The following is a 12,093-nucleotide window of genomic DNA, read 5'->3' on the forward strand; positions in this document are numbered from 1 at the left end:
ATCTGTTTGGAGAGGACCGCGGCGGCGTCGGCGGAGAGCTTGTCGTCGGTGATCAAGACGTCGGCGTCGCTCAGGTTTGCGAACGAACTGAGGCCAGTGACGCCCCACTTGCTGTGATCCGCGAGGACAATCTTGCGCCCTGATGCCTGAATGAAGGCGCGGTTTGTATCCGATTCCAAGATGTTCGGTGTGGTGAAACCGGCCCGTTCGCTCATGCCGTGCACGCCAATGAACAGGGTGTCGACGTGCAGTGCAGCAAGCGCAGTGGCCGCGATTGGGCCAACGAGCGCGTCGCTGGGCGTTCGCACACCGCCGGTGAGGATGATGTTTCGATCGGCCCGCCAGAACTCGTTGAACACTTCGGCAACGCGCATGCTGTTGGTCACGACGGTCAGGTTGGGGATTGCTGCGAGTTCGCCGGCGAGTCGCCAGGTGGTGGTGCCGGCCATCAGGCCGATTGTCGCTCCGCCCCGCACGAACTCGGCAGCGGCACGGGCGATGGCTTGCTTCTCTGCGGTCTGCGTATTCGACTTGGCGTCGAAACTGGGCTGATCGGCGGCGTGGTCAGTCGAAATCTTGGCGCCGCCGTGCACTTTGACGAGAGCACCGGCTTCGTCGAGCACATCGAGATCTCGCCGGATGGTCATATCGCTGACATCGAGCAGCGTGGCGAGTTCGGTGACTCGAACAGAACCACGTGTTCGAACTTCGGACACGATGAGCTCATGTCGTTCCTGTGCCAGCGAACGGGCAACGGGGAAGATGCTGGTCGCCGAGCGCATGCCGATGGTCATGTGCGCCATGTTGCAACGTGAATGCCTCGAAATCAACAGCTCTGCACAGAATCTGTCTGAAATGCGCGCAGATCAGGTGGATGTTCGAACATTGAGATGCCGCGATTCGGACATCGATTCGGACATCCCGAGTGTGAGCCCACCGGTGCCGGTTCTTTAGAATGCGTCACTGTGATGATTCGCCTCTCCGCCGGTGCCAACACAAACGCGGCGACCGATGTCGTCGTTGACACCTCAACTGGAGCCCCCACAATCGTGCACTGGGGGGCATCGCTCGGTGCTGACGTCGACCTCAACACCCTGCTTCCGGCGCTCAGTCGACCGCTCGTGCACGGGACGTTTGACGAGATCGCACCGATTTCAATCGTCCCTGAACATGGCTCGGGGTTCACCGGACGGCCCGGTCTGCTCGGTCGGCGTGGTGGCGGCAAGGCCTGGGCGCCTCGCTTCTCGAACCCGACACACACCCTCGACGCCAACACGCTGTCGGTCGACTCCACCGATGACGTCGCGGGCCTCGCCCTCAACGTCACCATCGTGCTCGACGACGTGCTGCACGTCTGGGCCACCATTACCAACGCTGCCGATCGCCGTTACAGCCTGGACGGGCTGACCATCACGCTGCCGATTGCCGAACAGGCCAGCGAGCTCCTCAGATTCGACGGTCGTTGGTCCCGTGAGTTCCATCCCGTCCGCAGCGACTGGACCGACGGATCGCTGCTCGTTGAGAACCGGCGTGGTCGAACCTCACACGAGTATCCGCCGGTGATGTTCTGTGGGCAGCGCGGCTTCGGCGAGTGGGGCGGTGAGGTGTGGGGTGCACACGTTGCGTGGAGCGGCAACCACACGATGCTCGCCGAGCGGCTTCCCGACGGGCGGCGCTACATCCAGGCCGGCGAGTTGCTGCACCCAGGTGAAATTGTCCTCGAACCCGGCCAGTCGTACACCACGCCGGAGACCATTGCGGTCTACTCCTCGAACGGTCTCACGCCGGCAACGCACGGCTTCCACCGCTCGTTGCGCGCCCGGTCGAATCATCCCGTGAAGCCGCGGCCGGTTCTGTTGAACACATGGGAAGCGGTCTACTTCGATCACGAGACCGAGAAGCTCAAGGCACTCGCCGACGCCGCTGCTGACCTCGGCATCGAACGGTTTGTCCTCGACGACGGCTGGTTTGGCTCCCGTCGTGACGACAAGCAGGGCCTCGGAGACTGGTGGGTCTCGGAGAACGTGTACCCCGATGGGCTCGAACCGCTCATCAGCCACGTCACCGGGCTTGGTATGGAGTTCGGTATTTGGGTCGAGCCGGAAATGGTCAACCCCGACAGTGACATCTTCCGCGCTCACCCCGACTGGGCGTTGACCACCGACGGATACGAACCGGTGCTTGGCCGCCAACAACTCGTGCTCGACCTCGGCAACCGCGAGGCGTTCAAGTTCATCTATGGCTACCTCGACAAGCTGCTTTCCGATCACGACATCTCCTACGTGAAGTGGGATATGAATCGTGACCATATCCAGGGGTCGAATCAACACGGGGCGGCCGGGACGAATGCGCAGACCATGGCGCTGTATCACCTGATCGACAAGCTGCGCCACGCGCACCCGAACGTTGAGATTGAATCGTGTGCATCGGGCGGCGGCCGCATTGATCACGAGATATTGAAGCGCACCGAACGTGTCTGGACGAGCGATTGCAACGACGCGCTTGAACGTCAGATCATCCAACGCGGTGCGTCGATGCTCATTCCACCGGAGCTCATGGGAGCCCACATCGGGCCGACCAGATCGCACACAACAGGGCGCACACAGACGCTGTCGTTCCGAGCGGCCACGGCGATGTTCGGCCATCTCGGTGTCGAGTGGAACGTCACCAAGCTGACCGACGAGGAACGCCTGGCACTCCGTGCAGTCATCGCGATGCACAAGGAGCATCGCGAGCTGTTCCACAACGGTGACTACGTGCGCTTCGATTCGGACGAGCAGTTCAATGCGGTCGGGGTCTATGCGGCCGACCGGAGCGAAGGTATTGTGTCGTTCGCCCAGCTCGCCACGGCACCGAGCCAGACGCCGCCGCCGCTGCGGCTCCCTGGCCTCGACGCGGACGCCGTCTACCGCATCGAGCACCTGGGCATCCCGTACGAGAGGTGGGGCGCAGCGCGGATCCAGCCGAGCTGGTTGGCCGACGGCGTACTTCTCACCGGCCGGCAGCTCTCGGCCCACGGCGTGCAGCCTCCGACGCTGCACCCTGAGTCGGCGGTGCTCTTCAAGCTCACACGGCAGTAGCTGCTTGCCACGAAAGAGCCCAGCTCGCAATTGCCGCAATCGTCAGGTCGTCGCTGACGGGCTCGACGCTCTACGTTGACGAGGTGAACACGGCGCTCGTCGACTCACGGCGGGCCTGGCTGACCGTCGTTGCAGCATTCCTGGCATCGGGCGTCACGCTCGGCGTCGCCTACAGCTTCGGAGCCTTCTTCGAGGCGATGAGTGAAGAGTTCGGTGCAGCGAAAAGCGCAACCGCCGTGATCTTTGGCATCACCACGTTCCTCTTCTTCTCGCTCAGCATCATTACGGGCCGACTGTCGGATCGGTTCGGCCCGAGGATCGTCTTGGTTATCGGTGCAGTGGCGATGCTCGCTGGCTTGCTCGCCACGAGCCGCGTGCAGTCGCTCGGCCTGGGTTACGTCACGTACGGAGCAGGCGTCGGCATTGCCGCAGCCTGTGGATACGTGCCGATGGTGGCTGTGGTCGGCGGCTGGTTCGTTGAGAAACGAGCTGTCGCTGTCGGGCTGGCGGTTGCCGGAATTGGTGTGGGCACGTTGGTGTTGTCGCCAGTGTCCGCCGCACTGATCAATCGGTGGGGCTGGCGAGATACGTACGTCTTTTTCGCAATCGGCGGCGCCAGCATCCTCCTGCTGTGCATCCCGCTGGTCGACCGCCCACCGGGTGACGGAACGCCTCAGCCGTCTCGATTCGCCGATGCACTGGCGAGCCCAGTTTTCCGCCGCATCGCGATGTCTGCAACCGCCCTGGGGTTGGCGCTGTTCGTCCCGTTTGTCTTCGTCGGTCAGTACGCAAAGGAGCGGGGTATCGGCTCGGTGCAGGCCGCCGTACTCGTCGGCGTTCTGGGTGGTTCGAGTGTCGTGTCACGGGTGGGGTTCGGCTCGCTCGTCCGGCGCTTCGGATCGTTCCGGCTGTATCGGTCGTGCCTGGCGGTTCTCGGTGGCAGTTTCCTGATTTGGTTCGTTGCCGGGAGCTCGTACGCGATGCTCATCGCGTTCGTGCTCGTGCTCGGCATCGGGTACGGCGGATTCGTCGCACTCAGCCCGATTGTCATTTCCGACCGATTGGGCGTCGCCGGGCTCGGCTCAATCCTTGGCTTGCTGTATACCTCTCCAGGTGTGGGTGCGCTCATCGGAACGCCGTTCGCCGGTTGGGTTATCGATCAAACGGGCGGCTACCGGTGGACGATCGCCGTCTGCTTTGGGTGCACCTGCGTGTCGGTGGCGTTGCTCACCGGGTTGCCGGTCGACACGTCGGGACGCCTCGAGCGGGCACCTAACGCACGCGGCTGACTCAACTGATTGTCGACTGGAACTTCCGCATGAGCCACGGGCCGGCCTGGACTGGTTCGTGCTTGGGTGTACTTCCCGGCTCGACGCATGTCGGGAGGCACTCGATCATGGCCTCCCAGTTCGCCATGTGGAAGAACGCCATCGACTGACGCGCTGAGGGGTCGGCTGCGGTGACGCGATGGACGGTGGATCGCCAGCGATCGTTCGTCCACTGGGCGATTGAGTCGCCGAGGTTGACGACAAAGCTGTCCGGTTCAGGAGCGATGTCGATCCACGACCCGTCTGACGATTCAATCTGCAGGCCTGCCACGTCATCGGTCCGCAGAATCGTGAGCGTGCCGTAGTCGGAGTGTGCCCCGGCGCGAAGTGCACCGGGTTCGACCGCACTCGTGTCGATAGCCGGATAGTTGAGCGCGCGCATCGAAGTGATCGGCCGATCGATCAGCGGGTTGAAGAAATCGGCTGGCAGGTCGAGTGCGATGGCCATCACCGACATCAGGTGTTCGCTGACCGCTGCGAGGGCTCGGTAGTAGGCAGTCCACGACTCGCGGAGGCGCGGCGGATGCTCGGGCCACAGGCTGGCTGAGCGGATCCAAGCATCGCCCCTGGATGCCGGAGTTGGGTTGGCTGCGCAGTCGGGGCCGACCGACAGTGATTCCTTGAGGTCGGGTGGAGGGGACTCGGCTCCGGTCGACTTGGCGAGCGACTCGAACCCGAATGGTGAGAAGCCGTACGGGTAGCCGGGCTCAGGGAACTCGATCCTCCGCTTTTCAGCGTCGGCGAGCGCGAAGAATTCGGCCGCATCGTTCCATGCCGCATCAGCGATCGACCGTTCGATCGACTCGAGTGGGATGCAGAAGAACCCAATTTCCTCGCATGCCCTCACCAGGGTGCGGGCTTGCTCGCTGATCGGTGCCGTCAGATCGATCACGTCCAGCTGCATCTGCGACTCCATTCGGAAACGATATGCGCGTGACCCGCCGCCGTTGCGATTTGTGGAGCGCCCCTCCCAAACATCCCCTCCCAAACATCCCCTCCCAAACATCCCCTCCCAAACATCCCCTCCCAAAATGGAGACCGTTGCGACGCGCGTGTGAGGTGTTTTGGTCCCCATTTCGGTGAGATGTACCGAAACCGAGGCGATCTCGACGCGAGACTGAGGTGAAACGGTCTCCATTTTGGGAAGGGCGTCGGGATAATGAATTTCGGTGGGCGCGGGTGGGGGATAGCCTCGGTCGAGTGCCAGATGTCCCCAAGATCAGCGCCGCAGACGTGAGCAAGGTGGCCACCTTGGCCCGGCTCTCTCTGACCGACGACGAGTTGACCACTGCGACCGCCGAACTGGCGGCGATGCTCGACCATTTCGCCGACATCGATGCACTCGATCTCGACGGAGTCGAGCCGATGATGCAACCGACGCCACTCGCCAACGTGATGCGCGAAGACATTGAGGGGGAGACGCTCGATCGTGACGAGGTGCTCAGTCAAGCGCCCCTCACAGAAGACGGTCGCTTCCGCGTGCCGCCGATCATCGGGATCCAAGACTGAACGGTATGAGCAGCATGAGTGATCAACCGACCACCGCCGTGGACCTCGCCAACAACGTCCGTAACGGCGTCGCCAAGGCCGTCGACGTCGTCGACGAATACCTGGCCCGGATCGATGAACGTGACGGCGAGATCAATGCCTTTAACCTCGTGCTCGCCGATCAGGCCCGCGAGCGCGCCGCAGAGATCGACGCGATGATCTCCGTTGGCCGCGACCCGGGCCCCCTCGCCGGTGTCCCGGTCGCACTCAAGGACAATCTCTGCACCCGCGGCATCCCAACCACGTGCTCGTCCAAGATTCTCGCCGACTGGAAGCCGCCCTACGACGCCACCGTGGTCACCCGGCTCCGTGACGCCGGTGCAATCTTCGTCGGCAAGACCAACCTCGATGAGTTCGCTATGGGATCGAGCACCGAGAACTCTGCGTTCGGCCCGACCAAAAACCCGCACGACACGACTCGCGTACCGGGTGGCTCATCGGGTGGCTCTGCTGCAGCCGTGGCCGCGAATTTCGCCGCCGTCAGCTTCGGTTCGGACACCGGCGGATCGATCCGCCAACCCGCAGCACTGTGTGGCGTGGTGGGCGTCAAGCCGACCTACGGCGCAGTCAGCCGACTCGGGCTCATCGCGTTCGGTTCGAGCCTCGACCAGATCGGCCCGTTCGCCCACACAGTGCGCGATGCAGCTGTCGCGCTCGAAACGATCAGTGGCCATGATCCGGGCGACTCGACGAGCATTCAGCAAGGCCCACTCGACCTCAGCGACACCCTCGACCTTGGTGTCGCCGGCCTTCGGGTGGGACGCATCACCGACCTACCGAAGGGCGCGAGCCCCGACGTTGAGGAACGCCTCGAGGCGGCCTTCGATGCGCTGCGCGAGGCCGGGGCCGAGATCGTCGATGTCGAGATGCCCGCATTCAACTATGGCCTCACCGCCTACTATTTGATTGCGCCTGCTGAGGCGTCGAGCAACCTGGCCCGTTTCGACGGCGTCCGATTCGGCATGCGCACCGCAGCGCCTGACACGAACTCGATGTACACGGCGACGCGCACTGATGGCTTCGGTGCCGAGGTGAAACGCCGCATCATGCTCGGTACGTATGCACTCTCTGCTGGCTACTACGACGCCTATTACGGGCGAGCGCAGAAGGTCCGCCGGCTGATCGCCAACGACTTCGCCGCGGCCTATGCCAAGGCCGATGTGCTGCTCACGCCGGCTTCGCCAACTGTTGCGTTCAAACTGGGCGACAAGGCCAGCGATCCGCTCGCCATGTATCTCTGCGACACGTACACGATCCCGTCGAACCTCACAGGCGACCCGGGTATGAGTGTCCCGTTCGGTACCGGCGAACACGGCCTGCCGGTCGGCGTGCAGATCCTGGCCCCGGCGCTCAAGGACCACGTGATGTTCCAGGCCGCAGCGACACTTGAACGGCATATGCAGAACCTCCAGGATCAGAACGTGAGCGCATCATGAGCATCACCTACGTGAACGACGACGGCTACTGCCCGTCGAACGAGCAACACGCCCGATGGGAGCACGAGGGCTACGAGTTGGTCGTCGGCTTGGAGGTGCACGTCGAACTCGCCACGCGTACCAAGCTGTTCTCGTCCTCACCGAACCGCTTCGGTGACGAGCCAAACACGAACATCGACCCGGTCACGCTCGGCCTGCCCGGTGCACTGCCAGTGCTCAACCGGCAGGCAGTCGAGTTGGCTATTCGCCTCGGCCTCGCCCTGAACTGCACCGTCCAGAAGTCGACGTTCGCCCGCAAGAACTACTTCTACCCGGACATGCCGAAGGCGTACCAGATCAGCCAGTACGACGAGCCGATCAACATTGACGGCTGGCTTGACCTGCCCGACGGTTTCCGTGTTGGCATCGAGCGCGGTCACCTCGAAGAAGACACTGGCAAGTCGACCCATGTCGGTGGTGCCGGGGGTCGTATCCACGGTTCTGACTACTCACTGATCGACTTCAATCGTGCCGGTGTTCCACTGGTCGAGATCGTCAGTCGCCCGGACATTCGCCATCCCGAGCAGGCCAAGGCGTACGTGACCGAGCTACGCGGCATCCTTGTCGCTGTCGGTGCTTCTGATGCGAAGATGGAAGAAGGCTCGATGCGCGTCGATGCCAACGTTTCGGTCCGCAAGCCAGGCGCCGATTTCAACACGCGTTGCGAGATCAAGAACGTCAACTCGGTGCGCTCGCTCGGTCGAGCAATCGAATACGAGGCGCAGCGTCAGGTCATGCTGCACGAAGCGGGCGAGCCCGTCGTGCAGCAAACGCGTCACTGGGACGAGAACGACGGCCGTACCCACACGCTGCGTTCGAAGGAAGATGCCGACGACTACCGGTACTTCCTTGAACCCGATCTCGTGGTCGTTGACCCCGGCACCGAATGGATTGAAGCGGTCCGTGCGGCACTGCCCGTGCTCCCCGCAGAGCGTCGGGCCGGGCTCGCCGCAATCACGGGTCTGGCGGCCAATTCGGAAGCAATCATGGTCGTCACCGAACGCGGCCACGACAGTTTCGTCATGGACGTCGCAAAGCACGGCGGCAGCCCAGAGATCGCACTCAAGCATCTCCAACAGTCACCCGAAGCTGCTGGCGTTCCTGCAGAAGACGTCGCCAAGCTGACCACAATGGAAGCGTCAGGCGGGCTGACGGCCACGCAGGCCAAGCAGGTTCTTGCAGACATGGTCGCGGCAGGCGGCGGCGATGCGGAAACGATCGCGGCCGACAAAGGCTTCGAAGCAATGGACAACTCCGAGCTTGAGTCGATGGTCGACGCGGCAATCGCGGCTCAACCTGGCGCGTGGGAGAAGTTCTGTGCCGGTGAAGGCAAGGCCATGGGCGCGCTCGTCGGCTCCGTCATGAAAGCCTCGAAGGGCCAGGCCGACGGTAAAGCCGTCACGGCGCTCCTCAACGCCAAAAAGAGCTGAACGCGTCAGGTTGCAGCAACCTCTGCTTCGTATCGAGCGGTTGCCTCGTCGACGGCCGCCAGCTGCTTTTCGGCGAGCTCGGGCCGTGATTTTTCCGCACGATCTGCTGCGCCAATCAAACTCCCGACACTGCCCTGGAAACGCGGCATGACGTGGCGCGCAAGCAGCTCGTAGCTCTTGCGTGTCGCTGCGGTGTTCGCCCAGTTGTGGCTGAGCGTCAGGTACGCGCCGAAACCACCGTTTGACTGCTCGAGGAGTTCTTCGATCTGAGCAATCGCCTGGTCAGGCGTTCCGATCACGCCGAGCCCGCCGTTGACAAAGTCGACCATTTCGTCGATGTCGCCACCTTCGACCGCCATCTGCGGAAACGCAGCAACGTTCTGGAAATAGCGGAACCATTGCGTGATCCCGTACTCGACGTCTTTGCGAGCTTGTTCTTCGGTTTCAGCGATGTGCATCAGCCCGACCAGGCGCCACTTGTTGCGGTCAGCGACCTGACCGTGCTGGGCAGCGACGTCTTCCTGGATACTCCAGTGATGGGCCAGCACGTCCATCCCGATGGCTACCGTGGCGCCGAGTGACAGAACGCCGGCACCGTACTTTCCGGCCAGTTTTGCACCCGACGGAGACGCGACGGCAGCGACGGCGATGTCGAATAACGGTTCGGAGTAGGGCCGCAAGTGCAGCCGGGCATCTTTCAGTGTCAAGCGATCCGACGAGTAGTTCACCGGCTCGTCGGTGGTGAGGAGCTGCATGACGATCGCCATGTATTCCTCGAGCAGCGGCCGCATTTCGCTGGGCTCGAGCCCGAGCATCGCGGCGTCGGTCGGCAGCGCGCCGGGGCCGACGCCGAGCATGATTCGTCCACGTGTGAGGTGGTCGAGGAGCACGATGCGCTCAGCGGTCCACAGTGGGTTGTGATACGGGAGCGACACGACGCCGGTGCCGAGCTTGATGCGCTTGGTTCGCGCCGCGGCCGCGGCGATGAAGATCTCGGGTGACGCGATGATCTCGCTGCCCGCCGAATGATGCTCACCGATCCAGGCCTCGTCGAAGCCGAGCTCGTCCATGTGGCGAATCAGCTCGAGATCTTGCTCGAGAGACAGAGTCGGGTTGTGCTCCGGGGGATGGAACGGGGCCATGAAGGTGCCGAATCGCAGGCGCATGAGTTGTCTCCTCGAGAGCGCTGCGCGCTGAGAGCCCGCAGCAGTTGGTGATAAAAAGTTTGCTGGTGAGAAGCGTATGTGCCCATGTGAACCGCGGTCGAGTCGGAGTGTGTGGGCTCGGAGTCGCTGCTTTTTGCGACCGGTCAGCGCGGGGAGTCTGATCCGAAGTAGTCCGCTTGGACAATCGCGTGACGACCTGCAATGAGGTTGCCCGGCACGGCTTGGATTCGTCGGTTCAACTCGGCGACCTTGATGTTGTGAAAGCGGCGTGCGGCGCCGATCCGGTCTTCGGTCATGGCGAGCTCGTGTTGCAATTCCAGGAAGTTTCGCTGGCTGTTCAGCGCGGGGTATGCCACGCGCAGTGCGACAACGGCGCGTGCGGCTGCTTCGAGATCGGCTTCAGGGTCGGAGCGCTTCGCTGCACTGTGCTCGGTAGCTGCGGCTCGTCGATCCGCCTCGATCAGGTCGAGCAGCAGTCGCTGCTCGTGCGCAGCAGTCGCCCGGATCGCGTTGACAAGCCCCGGGATCAACTTGTGGCGCCGTTCCAACTCGGCGTCGACCACAGCCCAGGCATCACTGACCTTCTGACGGGCGGTGACCAGCCCGTTGTACGACTTCGCGTACGCAACGGCCCCAACGCCGGCCGCGATCGCGATGAGGACGAGAACAGTGACGATCATGACACGGGGTACAGGCTGCTCAGAACGCTGGGCATGTGAGCTCGAACCGACTGGCCCCAATCGAGGAATCCGAACATTTGCTCCATGTCAAGCTTTTCGGACACGCAGAGGAGCCAGGGACCCCACAACTCGAACTTGACCGCGCCGCCTCTGCTGTCAGGCGAGAGGAGCCATGCCAACATGTCCTGATCGAGCAATGCCACTGCGAAACGCTCGTCGTTTCCGGTAACGCGAAATCGATCGTTGAATACTGTCGATTCGACCTCGATGTCGCGGATGCCGACAGCCCGCCCGATGCCCGACCAGAAACCCTCCGGGCCGATCTTTGTGTGCGGCGCAGCGAACGGCAAGTTGACCAACGCGAGCGTGCTGAAGTGCGTCGTGCTGTCGTCGCCCGAGCCGGTCGTATACCTGTATTGAAACACGCTGTCATGTTCGCCGGGCCGCCAGAACTGGAATGAGACCGTCTTCGAGCGCCCGATCGTCAACTGATCGAACTGTTGGCCCGGAGGACCCTTCGAATCGGTGTCGACCTCGAATCCGTACTCTGCTGCCAACCGTTTGGCCTTGGCGACCTTCTGCTTCTTGTACTGGGAAATCCTGTGAAAAATCGTGACAGCGATCACGACGACGAACAGGAAAAAAAGGGTAGCGACCACGTCAGCGTGCAGCGATGAACGCTTGGAGGACGCGCAGCGTGACGTTGATCGTGACAGCCACGACCTCATCGTTGCCCGCCTCACGCGCCACGAAAAGTGTGTTCTGCGGCGGGTCGTCTTGGCCCGGATCGAAGATGATGATGAGCGGACCCGACGACGCGTCGATGTCGACAAGCTGCTCGCGAAAGCTCGTCGTGAAGCCGTCGCGGCTCAGGTTGAGATCGTCGGTGTCGACGATGAACGCATCGTCGAAAGGCCTATGGCCAGAAGGGCGGACTTGCTCGACGAGGTTGAGCAAGTTCGGTGCGCGCCGCGATTGGAGCGCGATCCAGCCGCCGAGATGATGTTGCAGCGACGCAGCGCCAACCGCCAGCACGTTGCCGTTGGCGTCTTCACCGCGTTCGAGGCGGACGCCATCACGTGAGTGGACTGCTTCGAACGCATACGAATCGAACGCAACGGACGTGATTGAAACCGCCGAGGAGGACACGCTCGCCACTGTATTCGGTGTGGACCAACCGGAAGTGGGCTCGGTGTGGGGCGTCCAAGTGAGACCGGATATCGAAAGCACCGTGCACCGGGGCTAGTGCGCGCAGCACCAGGTTCCAGTTGGATGCTCCCGAGTATCCTCGCCACCATGTCAGCTGACGATCAGAACACCCCTGTCGACATCAAGCCCCGCTCACGCGACGTCACCGACGGCATCCAGAAAGCGCCATCACGCTCA

Annotated in this window: 11 protein-coding genes; 5 read left to right on the forward strand and 6 right to left on the reverse strand. The window is 62.8% G+C overall.

All coding sequences use genetic code 11. From position 1 onward, the window contains the following. On the reverse strand, nt 1-794 hold a 794-nt coding region (locus tag ACH2EI_RS21615), incomplete at its 3' end, for a DeoR/GlpR family DNA-binding transcription regulator (RefSeq protein ID WP_395161551.1). Nucleotides 795-968: 174 nt separating this feature from the next. Here ACH2EI_RS21615 and ACH2EI_RS21620 point away from each other — a divergent pair. Further along, entirely contained in the window at nt 969-3,080 is a 2,112-nt protein-coding gene (locus ACH2EI_RS21620; protein WP_395152635.1) for an alpha-galactosidase, read from the forward strand. Between the two features lie 83 nt (nt 3,081-3,163). Continuing rightward, a complete protein-coding gene (locus tag ACH2EI_RS21625) occupies nt 3,164-4,369 on the forward strand; it encodes an MFS transporter (RefSeq protein WP_395152636.1) in 1,206 nt (401 codons plus the stop codon). 1 nt (nt 4,370) lies between these two features. On the opposite strand, the gene ACH2EI_RS21630 is transcribed toward ACH2EI_RS21625, so the two are convergent. Further along, entirely contained in the window at nt 4,371-5,312 is a 942-nt protein-coding gene (locus ACH2EI_RS21630; RefSeq protein ID WP_395161553.1) for an isopenicillin N synthase family dioxygenase, read from the reverse strand. A gap of 296 nt (nt 5,313-5,608) precedes the next feature. Here ACH2EI_RS21630 and gatC point away from each other — a divergent pair, with 296 nt between their 5' ends. The 3 genes from gatC to gatB are packed head-to-tail and all read left to right on the forward strand — an operon-like array spanning nt 5,609 to nt 8,861. Beyond that, nucleotides 5,609-5,917: an Asp-tRNA(Asn)/Glu-tRNA(Gln) amidotransferase subunit GatC gene (gene gatC / locus ACH2EI_RS21635; RefSeq protein WP_395151636.1), complete on the forward strand. Its 309-nt coding sequence runs from the start codon at nt 5,609-5,611 to the stop codon at nt 5,915-5,917. Between the two features lie 14 nt (nt 5,918-5,931). Further along, nucleotides 5,932-7,392, forward strand: a complete 1,461-nt coding sequence (gatA, locus tag ACH2EI_RS21640) for an Asp-tRNA(Asn)/Glu-tRNA(Gln) amidotransferase subunit GatA (protein WP_395151638.1) — start codon at nt 5,932-5,934, stop codon at nt 7,390-7,392. Next, complete coding sequence (gatB, locus tag ACH2EI_RS21645; RefSeq protein WP_395151640.1) at nt 7,389-8,861, forward strand: Asp-tRNA(Asn)/Glu-tRNA(Gln) amidotransferase subunit GatB; 1,473 nt, start codon at nt 7,389-7,391, stop codon at nt 8,859-8,861. The genes gatA and gatB overlap by 4 nt, the downstream gene beginning before the upstream one ends. A gap of 5 nt (nt 8,862-8,866) precedes the next feature. Here the strand turns inward: gatB and ACH2EI_RS21650 are convergent, their stop codons facing one another. The 4 genes from ACH2EI_RS21650 to ACH2EI_RS21665 all read right to left on the reverse strand — a co-directional run bounded on the left by ACH2EI_RS21650 (nt 8,867) and on the right by ACH2EI_RS21665 (nt 11,856). After that, a complete protein-coding gene (locus tag ACH2EI_RS21650) occupies nt 8,867-10,027 on the reverse strand; it encodes an LLM class flavin-dependent oxidoreductase (RefSeq protein ID WP_395151642.1) in 1,161 nt (386 codons plus the stop codon). A 143-nt stretch (nt 10,028-10,170) separates the two neighbouring features. Beyond that, nucleotides 10,171-10,707, reverse strand: a complete 537-nt coding sequence (locus ACH2EI_RS21655) for a LemA family protein (RefSeq protein WP_395161555.1) — start codon at nt 10,705-10,707, stop codon at nt 10,171-10,173. Beyond that, nucleotides 10,704-11,366: a hypothetical protein gene (locus ACH2EI_RS21660; RefSeq protein WP_395161557.1), complete on the reverse strand. Its 663-nt coding sequence runs from the start codon at nt 11,364-11,366 to the stop codon at nt 10,704-10,706. The genes ACH2EI_RS21655 and ACH2EI_RS21660 overlap by 4 nt, the downstream gene beginning before the upstream one ends. Nucleotide 11,367: 1 nt before the next feature. Continuing rightward, nucleotides 11,368-11,856, reverse strand: a complete 489-nt coding sequence (locus ACH2EI_RS21665) for a hypothetical protein (protein ID WP_395161559.1) — start codon at nt 11,854-11,856, stop codon at nt 11,368-11,370. Nucleotides 11,857-12,093 lie beyond the last annotated feature (237 nt).

Origin of the sequence: Ilumatobacter sp., from assembly GCF_041688325.1 — a bacterium.
Classification (GTDB): domain Bacteria; phylum Actinomycetota; class Acidimicrobiia; order Acidimicrobiales; family Ilumatobacteraceae; genus Ilumatobacter_A.

What these genes read in the sequence shown, in the direction of transcription:
- gatB (WP_395151640.1), top strand. Translation starts at nt 7,389, where the DNA reads ATGAGCATCACCTACGTGAACGACGACGGCTACTGCCCGTCGAACGAG.
- ACH2EI_RS21650 (WP_395151642.1), bottom strand. Translation starts at nt 10,027, where the DNA reads ATGCGCCTGCGATTCGGCACCTTCATGGCCCCGTTCCATCCCCCGGAG.
- gatA (WP_395151638.1), top strand. Translation starts at nt 5,932, where the DNA reads ATGAGTGATCAACCGACCACCGCCGTGGACCTCGCCAACAACGTCCGT.
- ACH2EI_RS21630 (WP_395161553.1), bottom strand. Translation starts at nt 5,312, where the DNA reads ATGCAGCTGGACGTGATCGATCTGACGGCACCGATCAGCGAGCAAGCC.
- ACH2EI_RS21655 (WP_395161555.1), bottom strand. Translation starts at nt 10,707, where the DNA reads ATGATCGTCACTGTTCTCGTCCTCATCGCGATCGCGGCCGGCGTTGGG.
- ACH2EI_RS21620 (WP_395152635.1), top strand. Translation starts at nt 969, where the DNA reads ATGATTCGCCTCTCCGCCGGTGCCAACACAAACGCGGCGACCGATGTC.